This is a genomic window from Paraburkholderia sp. WC7.3g (assembly GCF_050436345.1).
GTDB lineage: Bacteria > Pseudomonadota > Gammaproteobacteria > Burkholderiales > Burkholderiaceae > Paraburkholderia > Paraburkholderia podalyriae.
In genome coordinates, this window is sequence record NZ_JBNDMA010000002.1 from 3,926,495 (window position 1) to 3,950,900 (window position 24,406).

Genomic DNA, 24,406 nt, shown 5'->3' on the forward strand with positions numbered 1-24,406 from the left:
CCGTTTCTATCGACGAGGACGCAATGGACACCTCTCTGGCCACTTTCGAACAGGACGTCATCAAGGCGTCGATGCTGGCCCCCGTGCTGGTCGATTTCTGGGCGCCGTGGTGCGGCCCCTGCAAGAGTCTCGGCCCGATGCTCGAAAAGCTCGAAGCCGAAGCCGCCGGCAAATGGAAGCTCGTGAAGGTCAACGTGGACGAGAATCACGAACTGGCCGCGCACTTTCAGGTGCGCAGCATTCCGCACGTGATCGCGTTCGCCGACGGCCAGGCGGTCGATCAGTTCATCGGCGTGCTGCCGGAAGGACAACTGCGCGAGTTCCTCGACCGGCTCGTGCCGCAGGGCGCGCCGGCCGCGCGCATCGAAGCGCAGACTGCGCTCGCCGAAGGCCGCCGCGACGACGCCTACGATCTGCTGCAAGCGGCGCTCGCGTACGACCCGGGCTTCGACGACGCGCGCATGGACCGCATCGAGTTGCTGCTCGAAGACAACCGCATCGACGAGGCCCGCAACGAAGTCGATCTGCTGTCGCCGAAAACCACGCAAGGCATCGACGCGCGTTTCAACGCGATCAAGACGCGGCTCGACGCGGTGGACGCCGCCGCGGATCTGCCGCCCACCGGGGCGCTCGAAGCGCGCGTCGCGGGCAATCCCGACGATCTCGAAGCGCGCTTCGATCTCGCGAATGCGTTTATCGCGCGACGCAAATACGCGCAGGCGCTCGAACATCTGCTCGCGATCGTGCAGCGCGACCGCGCGTTCCGCGACGATATCGGCCGCAAGACGATGTTGTCGGTGTTCGATCTGGCCGCGCATCAGCCGGAACTGGTAGCGCAGTGGCGGCGCAAGCTGAGCGCGTCGTTGTATTGATCGTTTGTCGTGTCTTGCCTGATGGCAGCCTCGGCCAGAGCGGATCAAACCGCTGCCCAGGCTGCCACCCAGGCTGCCACCTAAACCGCCGCCTTCTTCGCCAACTCCCGCAATACAAACGCCGCAGCCGCAAAACCAAAGCTCGCGGTCACGCACACGCTCGACCCGAACCCCGCGCAGTTCAAGCCGACCGGCCCCGTGTGCCCGGGCGACGTGCTCACGTGCTCGGCTTCTGTGTCGATATCGCACACGGCCGCTTCCGGATAGATCAGCGGCTCGTCGGAATACACGGCGCTCACCCTGAACTTCGCCTTCGGACCGCGCGGAAAGCCATGCTGTTTGCGCAACTGCCCGCGCACCTTCGACAGCAGCGGGTCCTGGATCGTCAGCGCGAGATCGTCGATGCGGATACGTGTCGGGTCGAGCTGACCACCCGCGCCGCCGACCGTGATCAGCGGCTGCTGGCGCTCGACGCACCACGCGATCAGCGCGGTCTTCGTGCGCACGCTGTCGATCGCGTCGATCACATAGTCGAAGCCGCCGCCGAGCGTCGCCGCGAAATTGTCCGGCTCGACGAAGTCTTCAATCAGCCGCACGTCGCAGTACGGATTGATCGCCGCGATGCGCTCGGCCATCGCCTCGACTTTCGGTTTTCCGTAGTTGCCGTCGAGCGCGTGAATCTGCCGGTTCGTGTTGCTTTCGGCGACGTTGTCGAGATCGATCAGCGTCAGCATGCCGAGCGCACTGCGCGCAAGCGCCTCCGCGACCCACGATCCCACCCCGCCGATGCCGATCACCGCGACGTGCGCGCCCTCGAACGCGGCGAGCGCAGGCGCGCCATATAGACGTGCGATACCGCCGAAACGGCGCGCGCGGTCGGCGGTTTCGTTGGCGTCGAGGCTGGTAGTAAGATCGGATTGCGCGGTGGGGCTGGACATGATGGCAGGGCTCGAAAACACAGGCTGAACGGAGCAGGCGGCGGCGCTTTGGCAAATGGCTTTGGCAAATTGGAGCGCAGCCCGTATTTTGCCTGAACACGTGAAAGCAGCCGCGCAGGACCGGGCAGCGACGCAACGTTGCAGGCTTGCGCGGGCGCAATTTGCGCCTCGCGCCACGTTGATCCGCTCGCGCGCAAAAACCTGACGCCTTAGCTATACTTGGCCCACTGTAGCGTTCACATAAGAACATGATCTCACTCGCCGAGCTTCGAAAAAACTACTCGCTGGGCTCACTGGACGTTGCCGACGTCGACCACGATCCGTTCCGTCAATTCGACACGTGGTTCCAGCAGGCAATCGACGCCAAGCTACCCGAGCCGAATGCAATGACGCTGGCCACGGTCGACACGCGCGGCCGCCCATCGGCACGCATCGTGCTCATCAAGGGTGTGGACGCGCGCGGTTTCGTGTTCTTTACCAATTACCAGAGCCGCAAGGGGCGCGAACTGAGCGCGAACCCCTACGCGAGCCTGCTGTTTCACTGGATCGAACTCGAGCGCCAGGTACGCATCGAAGGCCGCGTCGTCAAAACGAGCGAGGCAGAAAGTGACACGTATTTCGCGTCGCGTCCGCTTGGCTCGCGCATTGGCGCATGGGCATCGAACCAGAGTCAGGTGATTGAAAGCCGTTCGCAGCTCGAAGTACGCGAACGCGAAATCAGCCTGCAATACGGCGACAGTCCTCCGCGTCCGTCGCATTGGGGCGGCTATCGTCTGGTGCCCGACGCGGTCGAATTCTGGCAGGGACGGCCGTCGCGGCTGCACGATCGTCTGCTTTACACGCGCGCGGAAGAAAGCGCCAACTGGCAGATCACGCGCCTGTCGCCCTGAGCGGACGAATCACGCCGGCGGCGCCGCCAACGTAGCGGCGCGCGTCGGCCGGATTGCGTTGCGCGGCCGACGGAATGCGCCGCGCCCTGTCGCGATCCACACAGCTTTGCTTTAAATCAACGAACACGGAGAGATCGCATGTTCTGGGAGAAAAAGCTGGCGCAGTGGGTTGAAGATGTCAAAGCCACAGCTAACCTGCCCGCACGCCTCGTGCTGTGGGACGGTCAGCAACACGACTTCGGGCAGTTCGCCGCGCCCCGGGTCACGCTACACGTGAAGAGCGCAACCGCGCTGCCCTATCTGCTCGAACCGAGCCTCGACAATCTTGGCGAAGCCTATGTCAAAGGCAAGATCGACATCGAGGGCAAGCTGTCGGACATCATCAATATCGGCTATCAGCTCGCGCGCAGCACCGTGACGAGCGCCGGCAAGCTCGCGCGCGTGCGGCGCTACTTCAATCACTCGAAGACGTCGGATAAGAAAGCGATCCAGTATCACTACGACGTGTCGAACGAGTTCTACAAGTTGTGGCTCGACGAGAACATGATCTACTCGTGCGCGTACTTCGAGACCGGCACCGAAGACCTCGCGACCGCGCAGCTGAAGAAAATCGATCACATTCTGACCAAAATCCAGCTGCAGCCCGGGCAGCGTCTGCTCGACATCGGCTGCGGCTGGGGCGCGCTCGTGCTGCGCGCCGCGCAGAAGTTCGGCGCGAAGTGCGTCGGCGTCACGCTGTCGCAGAACCAGTTCGATCTCGCCACCGCGCGCGTGAAAGCGGCGGGCCTCGAAAACCAGATCGAAATCCGCCTGCAGGACTATCGCGACATCAAGGGGCAGTTCGACCGCATCACGAGCGTCGGCATGTTCGAGCACGTCGGCCGCAAGAACCTGCCCGGCTATTTCCAGAAGATGCACGATCTGCTCGCCGACGACGGCATCGCGATGAACCACGGCATCACGTCGAGCGACGCCGATAGCGGCGAAACCGCGCTCGGCGGCGGTGAGTTCATCGACCGCTTCGTGTTCCCGGACGGCGAGCTGCCGCACATCAGCCTCGCGCTCGAAGCGATGCAGCGCGGCGGGCTCGAACCGGTTGACGTCGAAAGCTTGCGCCGTCACTACGCGCACACGCTCGACATCTGGGCCGAGAATTTCGAAGCGCATGCGGACGAAGCCCGCAAGCTCGTCGACGACGAAAAATTCCGCATCTGGCGCGTGTATCTGGCGGGCTGCGCGTATGCGTTCGAAAACGACGACGTGTCGATCTTCCAGGTGGTGTGCCGCAAAGCCGGCCGCAGCGCGAAAACCTTGCCGTGGTCGCGCCGCTACATGTACGAAAAACCGCTGTGATCCGGCTGTGATCCGGTCGCGCCGCGGCGGCGTGCATCAGCACGCGCCGTGGCGCGATTCTGACGAATAGCAGGCCGGACATTGATGGACCAGAGCGGGACGAGTGACGTTGACAAGCCGTTGAACGGCAAACAAGGCGGAAGGATCGGCGCCGCTCAACTGCGTGAAACTGGCCGAAGAGATCGTCGAAGCCTGCGTGCGGCTCACGCGGGGACGCGAGGATGACGGCGATGTAGGCGTTGGCGCCGATGACGCACGGTCGGAAGCGCAGGAATCGCATTGATGAGCGGCAGCCAGCGGGCGGCCTTGCGCCTCCGCCCGCTGCCGATTCCAATCCCGGCGCTGCGCCTTCAACCCCCCTTGATCCGGTGCGCGAACTTCTGGCGGAATTTCGCGACCTTCGGCGCCACCACGAACGAGCAGTAGCCCTGATTCGGGTGCTGCGCGAAATAGTTCTGATGATAGGCCTCGGCGGGCCAGTAGTTGTCGCCGAGCGACAGCACGTCGGTCACGATCTGGCCGTCGTAGATGCGCTGTTCGTCGATCTCGCGAATCGCCTGCAGCGCGGCTTCATGCTGCGCGTCGGAATGCGTAAAGATCACCGAGCGGTATTGCGTGCCGACGTCGTTGCCCTGCCGGTTCACCTGGGTCGGATCGTGGATCGCGAAGAAGATGTCGAGAATCTCGCGATAGCTGATCTTCGCCGGATCGAAGTCGACCTTGACCACTTCCGCATGACCGGTGTCGCCGTCACAGACCTGCTCGTAGCTCGGCTGGCGCGTATGGCCGCCCGCATAACCCGACTCCACCGCATTGACGCCCTCGACGCCCAGATACACCGCTTCGAGGCACCAGAAACATCCACCGCCGAGCGTTGCCGTCTCGTTCATAAGCTTCACCCCAGAATCAGATTCACACAATGATCGGCAGCCGGCCTGCATAGCGCCGCCGGTCTGCCACCGCATCCGAATATATGGCCGAAAACACGTCCTGAAAGGCACGAGTCAGGCACCCGTCGCGCCATGCCCGCAAGTCCGGCCGTGCAGATATCGAGTATAGAAACGCCAGCACGCGACGTGTGAATAACCGTGCGTCTCACGCAAGCGCCGCGCCCACGCATCGATCCAGCGCGATCGGCAATGTCCGGGTGCAGCCCGTCGAGGAGATCGTCGAAGCCGACGCCCCGCTGCCCCGCACGCATCGCCGTGCGGCGCGTGCGGCGATTGCAGTTAAAATTGGCGGAAATCAACGACTTTCACCATGACTTTCGAAACATCCGCTTCCCGCCGCGCGGGTCTCCACCTTGATGCGCGCCTTCATTCGCGCTGTGGCCCGTCTTTCACACGGCGCGCGCCGGGGACCTCGCCCCGATGAAGCGCGCGAGCCCACCCAACTTCGACCAGTCCGCCTTCAGGCAGGCGCTCAGCCAGTTCGCGACCGGCGTCACCGTGATCACGACGCGCGCCGCGTCCGGCCAGTTGATCGGCATCACGGCCAGTTCGTTCAACTCGGTGTCCCTCTCTCCGCCGCTCGTGCTGTGGAGTCTCGCGACACGCTCGGCGTCGATGCCGGTGTTCCGCACCAACAGTCACTACGTGGTCAATGTGCTGGCCGCGACGCAACTCGATCTGTGCAAGCGCTTCGCGACCGTCAAGGGCGACCGCTTCGAGGGCGTCTCGCACGCGGCGGGCGACAGCGGCATGCCGGTGCTCGACGGCGCGCTTGCGTGGTTCGAATGTCATAACCGCAGCCGCTACGAGGAAGGCGACCACGTGATTTTCGTCGGCGAAGTGGAGCGCTGCGGCGTGCATGAAAATGCTGCGCAAATGCTGCCGCTCGTGTTCCAGAGCGGCCAGTTCCACGGCCTGAAGCCGCTTTGAGCGGCGCGGCGCTGCGGTTGCGTCGGTAGCGTCCGCAACGGCAGTCAGTCAGGCGCGGCGCACGCGGCGCGCCCCATCCCCGTCACGCTCAGCGCTCGCTATGCGCGGCCCCGTGGCCGCCGTTCTTCTTCACGAGCGACACCGGCACGCCTGAATCTTCCTTCAGCGTCTCGAGCACGATGTTCGAGCGGATGTCCAACACGCCCGGCGCCTTGTACAGGCGATTGAGCACGAAATCCGAATAGTGTTTGAGGTTGTGCGCGAGCACGCGCAGCAGATAGTGCGTTTCGCCGGTCACGACGAACGCGCTGACCACTTCGGGCCAGTCGCGCAATGCTTCGGCGAAGCGCTCGTGCCAGTTCTGCTGCTCGTTGCGCATCGATACCTGCACGAACGCTTCGAGCTCGAACCCCAATACTTCGCGGTTCAGGCACGCGCGGTAGTGTTCGACGACGCCCTGCTCCTCCAGCAGACGCAGTCGTCGCAGACAGGCCGATGGCGAAAGCGAGATGCGCTCCGCCAGGTCGAGATTGCTGATCCGTCCTTCCTGCTGAAGCACCGTCAAGATACGGCAATCGGTGGCGTCGAGCGAGATCGCGTTCATATTCGGTCTCCCTTTTCCGTTTGACTCAAATTATGTTCCAAGACACGGCTGGTAAGGAGCTTTTTTCGCAATCACATTTCTCGACTTGACCTCTATCATTTAGGGATAGTCACCTCCGGTCGAAACCGTCATGCGAGCACTTTGGGACATCACTCCTGTCGTCGATACCGCCACGCCCGTCTGGCCAGGCGACACCGCGGTCGGCATCGAGCGCGTCTGGCGCATGGAGGCTGGCTCGCCGGTCAATGTCGCGCGTCTGACGATCTCGCCGCACACCGGCGCGCATACCGATGCGCCGCTGCACTATGACGCCGACGGCGCCGCGATCGGCGACGTGCCGCTCGACGCGTATCTCGGTTTATGCCGGGTGATTCACTGTATCGGCGCATCGCCTGTTGTGACGCCACAACACCTGACCGGCTCGCTCGACGCGCTGCCGCCGCGAGTCTTACTGCGCACTTACAGAAAAGCGCCGACGCGCGAGTGGGATAGCGCGTTCTGCGCGGTCGCGCCCGAGACCGTCGACCTGCTCGCCGCGCGCGGCGTGATGCTGCTCGGCATCGACACGCCGTCGCTCGATCCGCAGGAATCGAAGACGATGGACGCGCATCACCGCATTCGCGCGCATCGGATGGCAATTCTCGAGGGCATCGTGCTCGACGCGGTCGAACCGGGCGACTACGAGTTGATCGCGCTGCCGCTGAAGCTGACCACGCTCGACGCGAGCCCGGTGCGCGCGGTGCTGCGCGCGCTGCCCGCCACGCGCTGACGGACGCCGCCCGGCGGGCTACCCACCCGACAACCCAATCGATCGAATCCACCATGAACCATCGTGACGAAGCCGTGGCACTCGACAGCGCCGACCCGCTCGCAGCGCTGCGCGACCAGTTCGCGCTGTCGCCGACGACCCTCTATCTCGACGGCAACTCGCTCGGCGTGCCGCCGGCCGCCGCCGCGCAGCGCGCGCAGACCGTGATCGCCGCCGAATGGGGCGAAGGGCTGATACGCAGCTGGAACACCGCGGGCTGGTTCGCGCTGCCGCGCCGACTCGGCAACAAGCTCGCGCCGTTGATCGGTGCGGCCGAGGACGAAGTCGTGATCACCGACACGATCTCGATCAACCTGTTCAAGCTGCTGTCGGCCGCGGTGCGGCTCGCCGATGCGCGCGATCCGAAGCGTCGCGTGATCGTGTCCGAGCGCTCGAACTTCCCGAGCGATCTGTATATCGCGCAGGGCCTGATCGAGCAGCTCGATCGCGGCTACGAGCTGCGCCTCGTCGACGATCCGTCCGGGCTGCCCGACGCGATCGGCGAGGACACCGCGATCGTGATGATCACGCACGTGAACTACCGCACCGGCTACATGCACGACATGGCCGCGCTGACGAAGCTGATCCACGACAAGGGCGCGCTCGCGCTGTGGGATCTCGCGCATTCTGCGGGCGCGGTGCCGGTGGATCTGAACGGTGTGAACGCCGACTACGCGGTCGGCTGCACATACAAGTATCTGAACGGCGGGCCGGGTTCGCCCGCGTTCGTGTGGGTGGCGAGGCGCCACCAGAACGAATTCACGCAACCGCTATCGGGCTGGTGGGGGCATCGCGCGCCGTTCGAGATGAACCCGACGTATCAGCCCGACAACGGCGTGGGCCGCTTCCTGTGCGGCACGCAGCCGCTGGTGTCGATGGCGCTCGTCGAATGTGGGCTCGACGTGTTCCTGCAAACGAACATGCAGGCGGTCCGCGAGAAGTCGCTCGCGCTGACCGACCTGTTCATCGAACTGGTCGAGACGCGTTGCAGCGAATTTCCACTGAAGCTCGTGACGCCGCGCGAGCATGCGCAGCGCGGCTCGCATGCGAGCTTCGAACATCCGCACGGCTACGAGGTGATGCAGGCGCTGATCGCGCACGGCGTGATCGGCGATTATCGCGAGCCGCATGTGCTGCGCTTCGGCTTCACGCCGCTTTACACGCGCTTCGCCGACGTATGGGACGCAGTCGAAACGTTGCGCGACGTGCTCGCTCGTGAGGCATGGCGGGCTCCCGAATTCGCCCAGCGCGGCGCCGTTACCTGAGGATTGCAGCATGAACGATCACATGCACACGCCGGGCTTGCCAGAAGAACCGCTCACACAAGGTTGCCCGTTCGGGCACGCACAGACGGCTTCGGCGCCGGCCGCGAGCGGCTCGACGGCTTGCCCGGGCACGACCGACAGCGGCTGGCACGACGCGCAGCTCGACTTCGCGGAGTCGATGAGCTACGGCGACTATCTGTCGCTCGGCACGGTGCTCGACGCGCAGCATCCGTTGTCGCCGGATCATAACGAGATGCTGTTCATCATCCAGCATCAGACCAGCGAACTATGGATGAAGCTCGCGCTTTACGAGTTGCGCGCGGCGCTCGCGGCCGTGCATCGCGACGAGCTGCCGCCCGCGTTCAAGATGCTCGCGCGCGTGTCGCGAATCATGGAGCAGCTGGTGCAGGCGTGGAGCGTTCTCGCGACGATGACGCCCTCCGAATACACGGCGATGCGGCCTTACCTCGGCAGCTCGTCGGGCTTCCAGTCGTACCAGTATCGGCAGATCGAATTCCTGCTCGGCAACAAGAACGAGCAGATGCTCAAGCCGCACGCGCATCGCGCCGACGTGTATGCGCAAGTGAAGGCATCGCTCGAAGCGCCGTCGTTCTACGACGAAGTCGTGCGGCTGCTCGCGCGGCGCGGCTTCGCGATTTCGCCCGCGCGGCTCGAGCGCGACTGGACCAAGCCGACTGAACACGATGCATCGGTCGAAGCGGCGTGGCTCGACGTGTATCGCAATCCGTCCGAGCACTGGGAGCTGTATGAGATGGCCGAGGAACTCGTCGATCTCGAGGATGCGTTCCGCCAATGGCGATTCCGCCATGTGACGACCGTCGAGCGCATCATCGGCTTCAAACAGGGCACCGGCGGCACCAGCGGCGCGCCGTATCTGCGCAAGATGCTCGACGTCGTGTTGTTCCCCGAGCTGTGGCACGTGCGCACCATGCTCTGATTGTCATGTCGACCCATCAACGCGCGGTGTAGCCGCCATCGATCGGCAGACACACGCCGCTGATCATCGACGCCGCGTCGCTCAACAGAAACAGAATCGGCGCGGCGACTTCGGCGGATTCGGCGAAGCGCCTGAGCGGAATCGCCTGTAACGCGGGATCGCGCTTGACGGGATCGCTCCAGGCCAGCACCGCCATCGGCGTCAGCGTGACCGTCGGGTTCACGCTGTTCACGCGAATCCCGTGCGGCCCCAGTTCGATGCACAACGCGCGCGTGAGCGCATCGAGCGCGGCCTTCGACGCCGAGTAGCTCAGATGATCGTCGAGCGCGACGAGTGCAGCCTGGCTCGACACGTTGACGATGCTACCCGTGCGCCCCGCGTCGAGCATGCCACGCGCGACGTGCTTCGCGACCAGCACCGCGCCGCGCGCATTCACCGCCATCACGCGATCGAAGCTCGCGGCCGTCGTATCCACCGCGCGTTCGAGCAACGCGGTGCCCGCGCAATTCACGAGACCGTCGAACGGTTCGAGCGATGCCAATGCTGCGTCGATCGCGGCTTCGTTGGCGACGTCGAGCCTCAACGGCTCGCAGCCGGTTTGCTCGGCGAGCCGCGCAAGCTCGTTGCCGTTGCGCGCGGCCGCGACGACCGACGCGCCGCTCGCGCGCAGCGCCTCGACCGTCGCGCGGCCGATGCCGCTGGAGGCGCCCGTCACCAGGATCGAGCGGCCGGAGAAATCGAAAGTGGCGTTCATGATGATTGCAAGCGATGCATGACCGGCTTCAGTGCCGGATAGAGATCCACGTACACGCCGAAGCGCTGCTCGTACAACCCCATGCGCCGTGCGTCGGGCTGAGCGCGCTCGATCAGCGTGACCCAACCGCGTTGCGCCGCTTCGGGCGACACGAGGCCGACACCGAGCGCGGCGAGCAACGCCGCGCCCATTGCGGCTTCGACGTCCTGCTCGATCGTGTAGACCGGATAGCCGGTGACGTCGGCGACGATCTGCATCCACAGGTCCGAATGCGCGGCGCCGCCAACCACGATCAGCTTGTCGTCGAGCGATTGCGCGCCTTTGCGCCCCGCCTCGATGTTGTGCTTCAGCGCGAACGACACGCCTTCGAGCACCGCGCGATACAGATGCGCGCGCGTATGAAAGAGCGACAGTCCGACGAACGCGCCACTCGCTTTCGCATCCCACACCGGACTGCGCTCGCCCATCAGATACGGCAGGAACAGCACGCCGTCGGCGCCGGCCGGCACCTGCGCGGCCGCTTCTTCGAGCAGCCGATGCGGATCGCCATGCGGCGTCGCGCGCGCGGCCTCGATCTCCGCGTGACAGAACTGCTCGCGATACCAGCTGACCGACGCGCCCGCGGTAATCGCGCCGCCGAATACGTAGATGTCGTGCCGCCCGTTGAAAACGTGCGGCATGCTGATCAAACCGTGCCGTGCGTCGACACGCTGATTGATGTAGCCCCAGCACATGCTGGTGCCGATCATCGCAACATGCTGCCCGGCGCGCGTGACGCCGGCCGCGAACGTCGCCACCGCCGCATCGACGCCGCCCGCGACGATCGCGGTGCCCGCTGCCAGCCCGAGCTGCGCGGTCCATTGCGACAACAGCCCACCCACCACCTCGGACGATTCGACCAGCCGCTCCGGCATCATCGTCGCTGGAATGCCCAGCATGTCGAGCGCTTCGTCCGACCAGTCGCGCCGCGCGATATCGTAGACGCCGCCGATATTGCCGGCCGAACTATGATCGACGGCGACCTCCCCGGTCAGCATGTAGATCACGTACGCGTTCGGCGGCAAAAAATAGCGCGTATGCGCCCACACGTCCGGCTGGTTCTCGCGCAGCCACAGCATCTTGGTGTAACCGTAGTAGCTGTCCACTCCGTTGCCGGTGATCGTATGGAGCCGCTCGACATCGAGGTTCTCGCGCACCCAGTCGACCTGCGCGGTCGCGCGCCGGTCCATCCAGATCAGGCACGGCGCGAGCGGCCGCATGTCGTTGTCGACCGGAATGCCCGAGCCGCCGTACAGACTGCTCACGCACAGCGCCTTGATCGCGCGCGGCGCGATGCCGGCCGCCTTCGCCTCGCTGACGCACGCGGCCACGCATTCGACCACGGCCTTCAGCCACACCGCGGGCCACTGCTCGGCCCACAACGGCTTCGGCGTATCGGGCTGATACGCCGACGCATGCTGCGCGACGATCGCGCCGTGCTCGTCGACCAGCAGCGCCTTCGTGCTTTGCGTGCCGATATCGACGCCGATGACGTAGTTCATAGGGTCTCCGTTGAAAAGCCACGCCCGCGATTCACGCGCGCGGCTTCATCAGCACCTTGATCGAATCGAGCGAATTCGCGATCCCGATCGCTTCATCCCATTCTTCCAACGAAAAGCCGTGTGTGACGATGCCCTTCGACGTGACGAGTCCGCGCGCAAGCAGATCGATTGCGATCGGATAGCAATAGGGCCCAAGATGCGCGCCGCGCACGTCGAGTTCCTTGCGATCGCCGATCACTGACCAGTCGAGCGTCGTATCCGCGCCGAACACGGAGAATTCGACGAAGCGCCCGAGCTTGCGGATCAGGTCCATCCCCTGATTCACGCCGATCGGCGCGCCCGTCGTTTCAATATAGACGTCGCAGCCGTAGCCGTCCGTCAGTGAATGGATGATCGCGAGCGCGTCCTGTTGCTTCGGATTGATCGTCACGTCGGCGCCGTATTCGCGCGCGAGTGCGAGCCGTTCTTCGACGAGATCGATCACGACGAGCTTCTTCGGCGTCTTCAGATGCGCGATCTGCGTCATCATCAGACCCAGCGGCCCCGCGCCCGCGATCACGACGACGTCGTCGAGTTGCAGATCGCCGCGATTGACGGTGTGAATCGCGCACGCGAGCGGTTCGATGATCGCGGCGTCTTCGAGCGAGATGCCGTCTGGAATCTTGTGGACGATCGCGGTCGGCGGAATGCGCATGTACTCGGCCATGCCGCCGTCCGCGACTTCGCGTTGAAAGCCGAAGATGTTGTGCACTTCGCACATCCAGTACTGGCCGGATTTGCAGTAGCGGCACTTGCCGCACGGCACGATCTGCTCGGCGATCACGCGATCGCCCTTCTGCACGCCGAAATGCCCGGCCGCGCCTTCGCCCAGTTCCTCGACATAGCCGAAGAACTCGTGACCCGGAATCACCGGTGCCTTGACCCACGGGCTGGGGCCGCCCCAGAACATCTTCGCGCCCGAATGGCATTTGCAGTCGCTCGCGCAGATACCGCACGCGGCGATGCGAATCACGAGTTCATGCGCGCGGGCGCGCGGCTTCTGTACCTGTTCGACGCGATAGTCTTTCGGTGCATGACAGACGATGGCGGTCATGTTCTGCCGATCGGATTGATTGGATTGAGTCGTCATTACATGGTCCTGCGATAAGAGGGAGGTGAGGAAGCGAGCGTTACTTTCTGCGGTCGCGGCTGATGTAGATCGCGAGCAGAATGATTCCGCCCTTGATCACGTTCTGCACGTACGGATTCACACCGACCATGTTCAGGCCGTTATTCAGGACCCCGAGTAACAGCGCGCCGATCAGCGTGCCGATGATCGAGCCGCGTCCACCGGAGATCGACGTGCCGCCCATCACGACGGCGGCGATCGCGTCGAGTTCGAAACCGACGCCGGCGTTCGGCTGGCCGCTCATCAGACGCGCGGTCAGCACGATCGCGGCGAACGCGGACGTCACACCGGCGATCGTGTAGACGATCAGCTTCACGCGCGCCACCCGCACGCCGGACAGACGCGTCGCCTGTTCGTTGCCGCCGATCGCATACACGTAGCGGCCAAACGGCATGCGTTCGAGCAGTACCCATGCGATCACATAGATCACCGCCATGATCACGACCGGCGCCTGGATGCCGAGAATCTTGCCGCTGCCGAAGAAGCTGACCCAGTCGGGCAGACCGTCGATCGGATAGCCGCCCGTGTAGATCAGCGCAAGACCGCGCGCGATACCCATGGTCGCGAGCGTGACGATGATCGGCGGCATGCCGGCGAACGCGACGAAAAAACCGTTGGCCGCGCCGAAGCCGAGACCGACCGCGATGCCGACCGCAAGCGCCGCCACCGCATTCATGCCGGCGACCATCAGCCCGGCCGACAGCGTGCCCGCGAGCGCCATCACCGAGCCGACCGACAGATCGATGCCGCCCGTCAGGATCACACAGGTCATGCCAACCGCGATGATCGCGTTGATCGACACCTGGCGCAGCACGTTCTCGATGTTCGCGCCCGACAGAAAGCTGTCGCTCGCGAACACCATCACGATGCAGACGACCAGCAGGCCGATGAACGGGTAGAACAGCGTCGAGCGCTTTAGCGCGGCCCACGTGAAGCGCACCGGCGCGCCCGGCGTGTCACTGTTGACACTCGATGTTTTCGGCGAAGAGGAAGGATTAGGCATGTTCATGAGAGGCTCCAGCCGAACCGGCGGTCGCATAGGTCATCACGGCATTCGATTCGATCGCGTCGCCTTCGAGCAGCGCTTCGATGCGGCCCTGCCGGAACACGGCGACGCGCTCGCACATGCCGACGATCTCCGGCAACTCGGACGAGATCATGATGATCGAGTAGCCGCGCGCGGTCAGTTCGCGCATCAGCAGATAGATTTCGGCCTTCGCGCCGACGTCGATGCCGCGGGTCGGCTCGTCGAAGATCAGAATGTTGGTGTGGTGATTGAGCCAGCGCGCGATCACGACCTTCTGCTGATTGCCGCCCGACAGCGTCGCGACTTCGGTGTGCATCGTCGGCGCCTTTACGCCGACGCGCTTCATGATGTCGGCGGTCGCGCGCGCTTCGCTGCGCTGGTCGATGAAGAAACGTAGCGACCGGTACTTGCCGAGGTTGTTGATCGAGATGTTCTGCTTGATCGAGAAGTCGGTAATCAGCCCTTCGGTCTTGCGGCTCTCGGGCAGAATGCCGACGCCCGCGCGCAGCGCATCGGCCGGATCGGCGAGCTTCGCGGCCGTGCCGTTCACGCGAATCTCCTTCACGTACGCACGCTCCGCGCCGATCACCGCGAGGGCGGTCTCGGTGCGGCCCGAACCGACGAGTCCCGCGAAGCCCAATATCTCGCCTTCGCGCAGCGTGAAGCTCAACTCTGGGCTGTTCTTGATCAGTTGCAAGCGCACGACGTCGAGCACGACTTTCGCGTCGGCACGCGGCGCCGGCTTCGGCGGAAAGCTGCTTTCGATGCGGCGTCCCACCATCATCTGAACGAGCCGGCTCACGTCGGATTGCGCGACCTCGGTCATGCCGACGTACTGGCCGTCGCGCAGCACCGTGATGCGGTCGCACACCTCGAAAATCTCTTCGAGGTGATGCGAGATGAAGATCATCGCGACGCCCTGCTGCTTCAGCTCGCGCATGATCGTGAACAGATGCGCGGCTTCGGCGGGCGTCAGCGTCGCAGTCGGCTCGTCGAGAATCAGCACGCGCGCATCGAGCGACAAGGCCTTGCCAATTTCGACGAACTGCTGCTGCGCGACCGATAGTTGCCTGATCGGCACCGCCAGATCGATCGCGACGCCAAGCCGCTGAAAAATCGCGGCCGCTGCGCGCCGCATCCTGCCGCGTTCGAGCAGGCCGAAGCCGTTCTTCATTTCGCGGCCGAGAAACATGTTCTCCACCGCGTTCAGATACGGAATCAGGCTGAACTCCTGAAACACGATACCGACGCCCGCGGCTACCGCGTCGTGATAGTTCGCGAAGTGGCGTTGCTCGCCGTCGAGCGTGATCGTGCCTGCGTCCGGCTGATAGATGCCGCACAGAATTTTCATCAGCGTCGACTTGCCCGCGCCGTTCTCGCCGAGCAGCGCGTGAATCTCGCCGCGCGCGATCTCGAGGTGAATGCCCTGCAACGCCTTCACACCGGGAAAGCTCTTGCTGATGTTCTCGAGCTTCAGAATCGTGTCCATCGCGTGTTCCTGTGCTGCGCGCCGCCGCGCATGATTCCCACACGCGGCAGTCTGCGCTTGCGTTACCAGCTGAAGCCCTTCGCGTTGCTCTTGTCGATCATCTTCACGTCGACCGGAATCGCTTTCGGCACATTGGCGCCCCACTTCTTCGCGAGCGCGATGCCCAGCGCGATGCGCACCTGGTCGGCCGGGAATTGTGCCGACGTCTCGATGAATTTCGAATTCGGCTTCTGGATCGCGGCGATCGCTTCGGGTGCACCGTCGACGCTCGTCAGCTTGATGTCCTTGCCCGACGATTCGATCGCCGACAGCGCGCCCATCGAGCCGCCGTCGTTCACGCTGAACACGCCCTTCAGGTTCGGATGCGCCTGAATCATGTTCTCGGTGACGGACAGCGCGGTCGCGCGTTCCTGCTTGCCGTTCTGCGTATCGACGAGCTTCACGCCCGGCGCTTTCGCGAGCGCCGCTTTGCAGCCGCGCACGCGTTCGAGAATCGGCACGACCGGAATGCCGTCGAGAATCGCCACTTCGCCGCTGCCGCCGATCGACTTCGCGAGGTAGTCGCAAGCCATCACGCCCGCGTCGTAGTTCTTCGAGCCGACGAACGAATCGACCGGACCGTTCGCGTTCGCATCGACCGCGACCACGACCACGCCCGCCTTCTTCGCCGACGTGACCGCCGACTGGATACCGGTCGAGTCGGTCGGATTGACGAGCAGGATATCGATCTTCTTTTGCAGCATGTCTTCGACGTCGCTGACCTGCTTGCTGACGTCGTGATGCGCGTCGGTCACGACGACGGTCGCGCCGGTCGATGCGGCCGCGTCGTTCAGCGCTTTCTGCATCGTCACGAAGTACGGGTTGTTCAGTTCCTGGAACGTCATGCCGATCTTCAGCGGCGCGGCCTGCACGGTCTGCGCGGCCGATACGGCCACGAGCGACAAACCGAATGAGAGCGTGGCGACGCGGCGCGCCAACTTCATTGAAGGATTGAGCGGAAAAGCAGACGGCTTCATGGTTGTCTCCATTTTTTGAAATGAGCACGCCCGTCGCGCTGCGGGCGCGCAGCGCGATCGATGCGTGTTGAAACGCGAGTGGACCGAAAACAGCGAACTACCTGGCAGGCACTACGTGACCGGATACGCGACGCCGCTACGTGGCAAGCCCGGCGCGAGCACGATCGCCGGCGCGTTGTCGATGCCCCTGCCATGCGCGGCCGCCTGCTCGGAAGCGTCGCGGCTCGCATCGTTCAGTTGCTGGTAGCGGCGAAACGTCGACGGCGCCATGCCCTTCATCGCGAGAAACTGCCGGTTGAAATTCGACAGGTTGTTGAAGCCCGCCTTGAAGCAGATGTCGGTGACGCTCAGTTCGCCATCGGTCAACAACTGGCACGCGAGATTGATGCGCATACGGTTCACGTACTGCACGAACGGCAGTCCGGTATGGCGGCGGAAATAACGCGAAAACGCGCTGACACTCTGGCCGGCGAGTTGTGCAAGCTCCGACTCGCGCAACTCGTTCGCGAGGTTCTTGCCGATATACGCGAGCACGTGATTGATGCGGGTCGCCGCGAAGCTGGTCGGGTCGGCCTGATAGGCGGGACTCGCGAGCGTGTCGCGATCCGGCGCGTTGATCAGGATCTCGAGCATCGACATGAACAACACGAGGCGGCGCAGCCCCCGCGCCGCGAGCAGTTCGAGAAAGAGCGGCTTGATCTGCGCCGACGTCCGCAGACTGAACGACAGTCCGCGGCGCGCGTCGGCGAGCAGGGCCTCGACCTGACGCCACTCCGGAAAACTCTCGAGACAGTTCGATACGAACGCCTGGCCGAACTGCACAACCAGATTGCGCTGCGCGACGCTCTCGCCTTCCGGTACGTCGCTGACCCAGTTGTGCGGCAGGTTCGGCCCCATCAGCACGAGATTGCCGGGCACGAAGCTGCCGATGTGATCGCCGACGAACATCTTGCCCGTCGTCGCGACGATCAGATGGATCTCGTACTCCGGATGAAAATGCCAGCGCACCGTGCGATACGGATAGCCATGCGACCACACTTTGAACGATTCGTCGTGGCGTACGGCCACGATTTCGAGATCAGGTTGCACTGTCTGTCTCCATGAAGCGGCGCACGGTAGGCGCCGCCGATCTTGATCTTGTAAGGCGAAAAGTAACCGCCAAACGCGTTGGCGACCACTTTAAAAGAAACCGCGGACCGATACTTTTTTGTATTCGGGTTACTCCCGACGCGCGCGAGGTCAATTTTTGATGCAACGCAATATGCGTGGCGCGGCGGGTTTGCCGACCTCCGGCGCTCGTCGCGGCGGCTGGCGCACCCAGGATGCCGCGTTGCGCCACGAAAACCCACGCCGCCGCCTTGACTTTCGTTTCTCCGGGTACGATCATTCGCTCACATACAGAGCAAATGCTCTGCACGCACAAAACGCGCGCCGCGAGCGCCGCGAACGAGTTTCTGGAGACAAACATGAACAGCGGACAAGGCAGCGGCGCGGCCGCACACGTGATCCTGCACATCGGCGCGGGGTCGTTTCATCGCGCGCACCAGGCGTGGTATCTGCACCGGCTGAACGAAGCGAGCGCGGCCAGCGAGCCGCGCTGGTCGCTAAGCGTCGGCAATATTCGCGGCGACATGAACCCGGTGCTCGAAGCGCTCGCCGCGCAGGGCGGCGTCTATACACTCGAAACCGTCACGCCGCAAGGCGAGCGCGCCTACGAGACGATCCGCTCGATCGAACGCGTGCTGCCGTGGAGCGAAAGTCTCGACGGACTGATCGAAGCGGGCGCCGATCCGGCCTGCAAGATCATCGCGTTCACCGTGACCGAAGGCGGCTATTACCTCGACGAGCACGACCGGCTCGACACCGCGAATGCCGATCTCGCCGCCGACCTCGCCGGCGGCCACACGACGATCTACGGCGCGCTAGCGGCGATTCTCGACGCGCGCGTGAAGCGCGGTGCGGGGCCCGTCACGCTGCAGACCTGCGACAACCTGCGCAGCAACGGCGAGCGCTTTCATGCGGGCATGAGCGAGTTTCTCGAACGACGCGGCGCGAACGATCTCGCGCAATGGTTCGACGATCACACCTCGTGCCCGTCCTCGATGGTCGATCGCATCACGCCGCGTCCGACGCCCGACGTGCGCGAACGCGTGAAGGCCGCGACCGGCGTCGACGACGCGTGTCCCGTGATGGGCGAGGCGTTCATCCAGTGGGTGATCGAGGACCGCTTCATCGCCGGACGCCCGGCCTGGGAGAACGTCGGCGCGGAACTCGTCGATTCCGTGCAGCCGTACGAGGAAGCGAAGATCCGCATCCTCAACGCAACGCATAGCTGCATCGCGTGGGCGGGCACGCTGGTCGGCCTGAACTACATCCACGAAGGCACGCTCGACGCCGACATTCGCCAGTTCGCGTACGACTACGTGACCGAGGACGTGATCCCGTGCCTCGCACCGAGCCCGCTCGATCTCGAACGCTATCGCGACGTCGTGCTCGAGCGCTTCAGCAACCCGCATATCCTCGACACCAACCAGCGCGTCGCCGCCGATGGCTTCTCGAAGCTGCCCGGCTTCATCGCACCGACGCTCGCCGAATGCTTCGAGCGCGGCGTCACGCCGGCCGCGACCGCGATGCTGCCCGCGTTGTTCTTCCGTTTTCTCGAACGCTGGCACACGGGCAAGCTGCCGTACGCGTATCAGGACGGCGTGATGGACGAGCGCATCGCGCACGCCTTTTTCACGGCGCCCGATCCGCTGCGCGCGTTCGCGGCCGACCGGCTGTTGTGGGGCGGCATGGCACAGACGCCCGAGCTCGAAGCAGCGCTCGCGGGCGCCGTCGCGCGGGTCGACGCATGGCTCGCGAAACGCGGTGCAACGAGCCAGGCTTAATGCGCATGACAGCGCGTGCGATGAACCGCTAAAGTAGCGCATCCCCAACGACGAAGGTTTCGCTCCCATGTACCTAGGCATCGACCTCGGCACGTCCGAAGTGAAAGTTCTGCTGCTCGCCTCCGACGGCCGCGTGATTGGCACCGCAGGCTCGCCATTCACCGTTTCCCGTCCGCACCAACGCTGGGCCGAGCAGAATCCCGAAGACTGGTGGGTGGGCACGCGCACGGCGCTCGCCGCGTTGCGCGCGCATCATCCCGACGAGTTCGCGCAGATTCGCGGCATCGGCCTGTCGGGGCAGATGCACGGCGCGGTGCTGCTCGATGCGCAGAACCGCGTGCTGCGGCCGGCGATCCTGTGGAACGACATGCGCAGCGACAAGGAATGCGCGGAGCTGACCGAGCGCGCCCCCGATCTGCACAGCGTCGCCGGCAATCTGGCGATGCCCGGGTTCACCGCGCCGAAGCTGCTGTGGGTCGCGCGTCACGAGCCGGAGATTTTCGCCAGGACTGCCTGCGTGCTGCTGCCGAAGGACTATCTGCGTCTGCAGCTGACAGGCGGCAAGGTGTCCGATCCATCGGATGCGGCCGGCACGCTGTGGCTCGACGTCGCGAAGCGCGATTGGTCCGACTCGCTGCTGGCCGCCTGCAACATGACGCGCGCGCAGATGCCGGCGCTGCGCGAGGGCAGCGCGCCGGCCGGCACGTTGTTGCCGGAACTCGCGCGCGAATTCGGCCTGCGCAACGACGTGATCGTCGCGGCCGGCGGCGGCGACAACGCGACGAGCGCGATCGGCATCGGCGCGACGCAACCGGGCGACGGCTTCGTGTCGTTGGGTACGTCGGGCGTGCTGTGCGTGGTCGGCGACAGTTTCCGGCCGAACCCGGCCTCCGCCGTGCACGCGTTCTGTCATGCGATCCCGGACCGCTGGCATCAGATGAGCGTGGTGCTGTCGGCGGCGAGCTGTTTGCGCTGGGTCTGCAAGCTGACGTCGACCGACGAGCCGACACTGCTCGCCGAAATCGAGGCGCTGCCCGCCGACGCGTTGACCACCGCGCCGCTCTTTTTGCCGTATCTGTCGGGCGAGCGCACGCCGCACAATGACCCGTACGCGCAAGGCGTGTTCTTCGGCATGACTCACGCAACCGACCGCGCGCTGCTCGGCTACGCGGTGCTCGAAGGCGTGACGCTCGCGCTGACCGACGGCCTCGACGCGCTGCGCGCGGCCGGCACCGAGGCGAAGGTGCTGTCGCTACTCGGCGGCGGCGCGCGCAGCGATTACTGGGCCCAGTTGCTCGCCGATGCGCTCGACACCGTCACCGTCAAGCACGGCGGCGGCGAAACCGGCGCGGCGCTTGGCGCGGCGCGTCTCGGCTGGCTCGCCGCCGGTGGCGATCCGGCCACCGTGCTGACCAAGCCGCCCGTCGAAAAGGAGTTCACGCCGAATCCGCACCGCCACGCGCAATTGCGCGCGCGGCTCGAAGCGTATCGCGCGCTGTATCGCCACGTACGGCCGCTGTTCGATGCCGCGCGCGCACCCCTCGCCTGACAGCGTTAACCGCTGCCGGTCGGCGCGCTGATGCGCGACCGGCGGCTATCATCGGCACAGTTCAAGCAAAACCCGAGCGAAACATCATCGTGCCCAGATCCACAGAAAAACTCGATCTCGCTACGCGCGCCGCGTGGCTTTATTACGTCGCGGGCAATACCCAGAACGAAATCGCCGAGAAGCTGCAGGTGTCGCGACCGGTCGCGCAGCGGCTGGTCGCGTTCGCGGTCGAAAAGAACCTGATCCGCGTGCGCGTCGATCACAAGCTCGCCGATTGCCTGTCGCTCGCCGATCAGTTGTCGAAGCGCTATGGCCTCAGCCTGTGCGAGATCGTGCCGATCGACGGCGATACCCCCGAGGAAGTCGACCGCAAGCTCGCGGTGGCCGGCGCGCAGGTGATGGAACGCTATCTGAGCGAGGAAAAGCCGATGGTCGTCGCGGTCAGCAGCGGTCGAACGCTGAAGGCCGCGGTCGATCAGATCGCGCAGCTAGACCGTCCGCAGCATCGGCTGGTATCGATGGTCGGCGCGATCGCGCAGGACGGCTCCTCGAACCGCTATGACGTCGCGCTGCATATTTCGGAAAAGACCGGCGGCAAATATTTTCTGCTGCCCGCGCCGCTGCTCGCCGACAGCGAGGCCGAGCGCGCGCAGTGGTGCAATCACCGTCTCTATCGGATCGTCGAATCTCTGTCGGCGCAGGCCGATGTCGCGTTCGTCGGCATCGGCAACATTGGGATGACCTGTCCGTTGCACGAGGACGGCTTCATCACGGAAGGCGAGGTGAACGAGCTGATGCACAACGGCGCGGTCGCCGAAATGCTCGGCCTGCCGATCGATGCGGCCGGCGCGCACGTCGAATCGCCGACCGGCCGCCGCGTGACGAGCATCGCGCTCGACACGCCGCCGCGCCGGCCGACCATCGGCTTCGCGGGCGGGCTGCGCAAGCGCGAGGCGCTGATCGCGGTGCTCAAGGGGGGGTGGTTGTCGGGGCTCGTGACCGATGAGTTGTGTGCGCGGGCGGCGTTGGAGGCGTGAGCTGCGGTTGCGTGCCGGTCGCGCTCTATCGTGTCAACCTGCCGAAAGCGCCTCTAACGCTTGAAAGTCTGTAGTGCGCGTCCATTACACGCATGACTCTTTCAACGCAAGGCATAAAAAGGTGGCCGCCTGTTTTAATCTGTCCGGCGCGATTACCTAGTCGGTTCTGAATAATTCGCTTTGGTCGGCCCTTGCCTCACGGTTGAAATGCCACAGCGATTGGGCGGTTGAGCAAAGCGATCAGAACAATGGCGCAGAAGAGCCTCAGCTTCGTAAGAATCATCCGCACGTTATGGCCGGCGCCGCACGCACACTGCGTGCCTCGCGTCGCCGAGCGCACCTTTGAGCCAGTTCCGATCGAGCTTGCCGTCCGCCTTCATGTGACCGATGGCCGGCTCGATCTCGCTTCACCTTCGGATCATCGCGCGCAGACCCCGTGCTTCCACGTCGCAGTCCCGGGTGATAAAGCTTCACGCCATTGACGGCGACGCCCTTGTAGCTGCGATCAACAACGGCCACTTCCGGCTTCACGTCGTTCGGATCGCCGCCTGCTCCAGCGCCTCGGCCAGTGCATGGCCATCGTACGGATTGCCGGGTATCGAGTGCGCCCCCGTCACGAGCCCTTGTGCATCGTCGTAATCGACACGGGCCACCGGCAGCGCGGCAGATTGTCATTTGACAATTGTTTGCATAAATTCAGAGCGTGCCGCATTGATGCTGGCTCTCGATCCGTCATAAGGTGGTGCGACCTCATCTACACGGAGTGCACCCAATCCATGACGAGCAAGTCGGTACCGCATCACCCGCAAAAGCCACCGCCGCCCCGCCTCAAGCAACTGGCATTCGCCTTTCCCTTCCTGCACAAGGCGCAAGGCAATGCCCGACTGTCAGTCCAGTTCACCGATGAGCACGATATCTACCGGCTGCTCGCCGCAAGCGAGCCGTCCGGCGCGTATCTCGTCAGCCGCAAGGGCATGTGGCACGGCGGGATTCACATCACCGAGGCCGGCGCTGGGCAGGCGCTCGATCTCGACGCGGGACTACGCTGCATCGCAAATGGCGTGCTGGTCGCCTATCGCGCCGACAGCGACTGTCCGATCAGCGAAGTGAGCGTGGACGGCAGCAACGTGCCGCTTCGGGCTCCCTACAGTACGGGCTTTGCTCTCGTGCGGCATGAGATGGAGTTTCCGCGCGGCACGAAGCTGACGTTCTACACCCTGTACATGCATCTGATGTCGAACGCCGACTACGACAGCAACTTCCCGAAGCGGCAGAAACCGGCGTACTGGTCGCGGCAGTGGCGGGTGACGCAGCACGCGCAGGACAAGCCTCTGCGGGGTCGTGCTGGTCAGCTCGCGGACCCGTCGCAGGTCGGTTTGCATGTACGCAAGACGCCTAACGGCTCCGTTCTTGGCATCCTGCCGCAGGGTGCGAGCGTCAGCATAGGCAAGACGGAGACGGTACAGGGTGCAGCATGGGGCCAGGTAACGCACCTGAATGGAGCAACGCTGTATCCGCCTGAGGCAGGCGGCTATGTCGCGCCTTCCGTGGCTATCAATGGCTGGATTTACCTGGGCACGCAGAATGGCGGCCCGGTCGCCGAAGAGCACATCCCTGAATCGAATTTCGACCGTGTGATTGTCACAACGGAGCAGACATGCAGCCCGGGCGATCCTCAGGGAACACAAGGCGGCGTCCCGATCAAGGCGGGCGACCTGATCGGCCACCTCGGCCGGTATGACTCGCTGAACGGGTGCACGTCCGGGACGCGGATGGCGCACATCGAGGTGTTCTGCGACGACAGCATCCAGCCGTTCCTCGAACAGGGCCGCGCATGGGTCAACCAGCACGGTCCGCACAAGGAGGACTGGGCGGCACTGGGCCTGCCGTCCGAGCCGACGATCCTGCGGATTGCACCGGGCACGGTGCTGTATCAGCGTACGCAGAACGATGAGTTTGTCCCCGGCGCTGACCCGCAGTCGAGAAAGACGGACACCGTCCAGGTGCATTCGCTCGCCGAACTGGCGCGTGACCCGAATCGACGGGTCCCCGAGCCGCATCCGCATCCCGATCCGGGTTACCCGGTGAGCTGGTGGCACGTACACGGGGTGAATGCACAGGGTCAACCGATCGACGGCTGGGTGTGCGACTTCAATCACCCGAGCGGGCGGGTGACGCCGGAATTCGCGCAGAAGTGGATCGACTTCGAGTGCCTGACGGATGCCCATGATCCGGCGCATACGATTTTTGCGACCACCCGGAAGTGGGTGGACTATGCGAGCGGCGCCAATGTTGCGGACCCCGCTTCTATGCGAGCGGCGCCAATGTTGCGGACCCCGCTTCGCGTTCGAATCTCAGCCCGTTGATGC

Annotated in this window: 21 protein-coding genes and 1 pseudogene; 11 read left to right on the forward strand and 11 right to left on the reverse strand. The window is 64.5% G+C overall.

The features are described 5' to 3' along the window. Positions 1 to 23: 23 nt before the first annotated feature. A complete protein-coding gene (gene trxA, locus OKW43_RS29685) occupies positions 24 to 872 on the forward strand; it encodes a thioredoxin (protein WP_187637888.1) in 849 nt (282 codons plus the stop codon). An 80-nt stretch (positions 873 to 952) separates the two neighbouring features. Here trxA and tcdA read toward each other — a convergent pair whose 3' ends face one another. After that, positions 953 to 1,810 carry a tRNA cyclic N6-threonylcarbamoyladenosine(37) synthase TcdA gene (tcdA, locus tag OKW43_RS29690; protein WP_429451334.1) on the reverse strand — a complete coding sequence of 286 codons (858 nt, stop codon included), beginning with the start codon at positions 1,808 to 1,810 and terminating at the stop codon, positions 953 to 955. A 248-nt stretch (positions 1,811 to 2,058) separates the two neighbouring features. On the opposite strand from tcdA, the gene pdxH reads away from it, so the two are divergent. Both pdxH and OKW43_RS29700 read left to right on the forward strand, forming a co-directional pair. Continuing rightward, a complete protein-coding gene (gene pdxH, locus OKW43_RS29695) occupies positions 2,059 to 2,700 on the forward strand; it encodes a pyridoxamine 5'-phosphate oxidase (RefSeq protein ID WP_187637886.1) in 642 nt (213 codons plus the stop codon). Positions 2,701 to 2,838: 138 nt separating this feature from the next. Continuing rightward, positions 2,839 to 4,053, forward strand: coding sequence for a class I SAM-dependent methyltransferase (locus OKW43_RS29700; protein ID WP_429451336.1), 1,215 nt, complete (start codon positions 2,839 to 2,841; stop codon positions 4,051 to 4,053). Positions 4,054 to 4,403: 350 nt separating this feature from the next. On the opposite strand, the gene msrA is transcribed toward OKW43_RS29700, so the two are convergent. After that, the gene (gene msrA / locus OKW43_RS29705; protein ID WP_429451338.1) at positions 4,404 to 4,943 is read right to left on the reverse strand and encodes a peptide-methionine (S)-S-oxide reductase MsrA; all 540 of its coding nucleotides are present in this window, start codon (positions 4,941 to 4,943) and stop codon (positions 4,404 to 4,406) included. 480 nt (positions 4,944 to 5,423) lie between these two features. Between msrA and OKW43_RS29710 the strand changes: the two genes are divergently transcribed. Next, positions 5,424 to 5,933, forward strand: a complete 510-nt coding sequence (locus OKW43_RS29710) for a flavin reductase family protein (RefSeq protein WP_187637883.1) — start codon at positions 5,424 to 5,426, stop codon at positions 5,931 to 5,933. Between the two features lie 88 nt (positions 5,934 to 6,021). Here OKW43_RS29710 and OKW43_RS29715 read toward each other — a convergent pair whose 3' ends face one another. Beyond that, the gene (locus OKW43_RS29715; protein WP_187637882.1) at positions 6,022 to 6,537 is read right to left on the reverse strand and encodes an Lrp/AsnC family transcriptional regulator; all 516 of its coding nucleotides are present in this window, start codon (positions 6,535 to 6,537) and stop codon (positions 6,022 to 6,024) included. Positions 6,538 to 6,667: 130 nt separating this feature from the next. On the opposite strand from OKW43_RS29715, the gene kynB reads away from it, so the two are divergent. Genes kynB through kynA form a run of 3 tightly spaced genes read left to right on the forward strand, consistent with a single transcriptional unit; the run spans position 6,668 to position 9,568 of the window. Next, positions 6,668 to 7,306, forward strand: a complete 639-nt coding sequence (gene kynB / locus OKW43_RS29720; RefSeq protein ID WP_429451341.1) for an arylformamidase — start codon at positions 6,668 to 6,670, stop codon at positions 7,304 to 7,306. A gap of 53 nt (positions 7,307 to 7,359) precedes the next feature. Beyond that, the gene (gene kynU / locus OKW43_RS29725) at positions 7,360 to 8,610 is read left to right on the forward strand and encodes a kynureninase (protein WP_429451343.1); all 1,251 of its coding nucleotides are present in this window, start codon (positions 7,360 to 7,362) and stop codon (positions 8,608 to 8,610) included. Between the two features lie 10 nt (positions 8,611 to 8,620). After that, on the forward strand, positions 8,621 to 9,568 hold the full coding sequence (gene kynA, locus OKW43_RS29730) for a tryptophan 2,3-dioxygenase (protein ID WP_187637879.1): 948 nt from the start codon (positions 8,621 to 8,623) through the stop codon (positions 9,566 to 9,568). Between the two features lie 16 nt (positions 9,569 to 9,584). Here kynA and OKW43_RS29735 read toward each other — a convergent pair whose 3' ends face one another. From OKW43_RS29735 to OKW43_RS29765, 7 genes are all read right to left on the reverse strand, one after another. Further along, positions 9,585 to 10,322 carry an SDR family oxidoreductase gene (locus tag OKW43_RS29735; protein WP_429451345.1) on the reverse strand — a complete coding sequence of 246 codons (738 nt, stop codon included), beginning with the start codon at positions 10,320 to 10,322 and terminating at the stop codon, positions 9,585 to 9,587. Next, positions 10,319 to 11,863 carry an FGGY-family carbohydrate kinase gene (locus OKW43_RS29740; protein WP_429451347.1) on the reverse strand — a complete coding sequence of 515 codons (1,545 nt, stop codon included), beginning with the start codon at positions 11,861 to 11,863 and terminating at the stop codon, positions 10,319 to 10,321. The genes OKW43_RS29735 and OKW43_RS29740 overlap by 4 nt, the downstream gene beginning before the upstream one ends. A gap of 31 nt (positions 11,864 to 11,894) precedes the next feature. Beyond that, the gene (locus OKW43_RS29745; RefSeq protein ID WP_429451349.1) at positions 11,895 to 12,992 is read right to left on the reverse strand and encodes an alcohol dehydrogenase catalytic domain-containing protein; all 1,098 of its coding nucleotides are present in this window, start codon (positions 12,990 to 12,992) and stop codon (positions 11,895 to 11,897) included. Between the two features lie 40 nt (positions 12,993 to 13,032). Then, complete coding sequence (locus tag OKW43_RS29750; RefSeq protein WP_187637875.1) at positions 13,033 to 14,040, reverse strand: ABC transporter permease; 1,008 nt, start codon at positions 14,038 to 14,040, stop codon at positions 13,033 to 13,035. Next, positions 14,027 to 15,691 carry a sugar ABC transporter ATP-binding protein gene (locus OKW43_RS29755; RefSeq protein ID WP_429451352.1) on the reverse strand — a complete coding sequence of 555 codons (1,665 nt, stop codon included), beginning with the start codon at positions 15,689 to 15,691 and terminating at the stop codon, positions 14,027 to 14,029. The genes OKW43_RS29750 and OKW43_RS29755 overlap by 14 nt, the downstream gene beginning before the upstream one ends. Beyond that, on the reverse strand, positions 15,610 to 16,563 hold the full coding sequence (locus OKW43_RS29760) for a substrate-binding domain-containing protein (protein WP_429451354.1): 954 nt from the start codon (positions 16,561 to 16,563) through the stop codon (positions 15,610 to 15,612). The genes OKW43_RS29755 and OKW43_RS29760 overlap by 82 nt, the downstream gene beginning before the upstream one ends. 111 nt (positions 16,564 to 16,674) lie before the next feature. Continuing rightward, entirely contained in the window at positions 16,675 to 17,652 is a 978-nt protein-coding gene (locus tag OKW43_RS29765; protein WP_429451356.1) for an AraC family transcriptional regulator, read from the reverse strand. Positions 17,653 to 18,029: 377 nt separating this feature from the next. Here OKW43_RS29765 and dalD point away from each other — a divergent pair, with 377 nt between their 5' ends. From dalD to OKW43_RS29780, 3 genes are all read left to right on the forward strand, one after another. After that, a complete protein-coding gene (gene dalD / locus OKW43_RS29770; RefSeq protein ID WP_429451358.1) occupies positions 18,030 to 19,451 on the forward strand; it encodes a D-arabinitol 4-dehydrogenase in 1,422 nt (473 codons plus the stop codon). Between the two features lie 67 nt (positions 19,452 to 19,518). Next, positions 19,519 to 21,000 carry a xylulokinase gene (gene xylB, locus OKW43_RS29775; RefSeq protein ID WP_429451360.1) on the forward strand — a complete coding sequence of 494 codons (1,482 nt, stop codon included), beginning with the start codon at positions 19,519 to 19,521 and terminating at the stop codon, positions 20,998 to 21,000. A gap of 89 nt (positions 21,001 to 21,089) precedes the next feature. Further along, complete coding sequence (locus OKW43_RS29780) at positions 21,090 to 22,037, forward strand: sugar-binding transcriptional regulator (protein WP_187637869.1); 948 nt, start codon at positions 21,090 to 21,092, stop codon at positions 22,035 to 22,037. 196 nt (positions 22,038 to 22,233) lie between these two features. On the opposite strand, the pseudogene OKW43_RS29785 reads toward OKW43_RS29780, so the two are convergent. Continuing rightward, positions 22,234 to 22,663: pseudogene (locus OKW43_RS29785) on the reverse strand (IS5/IS1182 family transposase); the annotation flags it as partial. Between the two features lie 150 nt (positions 22,664 to 22,813). Here OKW43_RS29785 and OKW43_RS29790 point away from each other — a divergent pair. Then, the gene (locus tag OKW43_RS29790; RefSeq protein ID WP_429451362.1) at positions 22,814 to 24,403 is read left to right on the forward strand and encodes a hypothetical protein; all 1,590 of its coding nucleotides are present in this window, start codon (positions 22,814 to 22,816) and stop codon (positions 24,401 to 24,403) included. Positions 24,404 to 24,406: the final 3 nt, after the last annotated feature.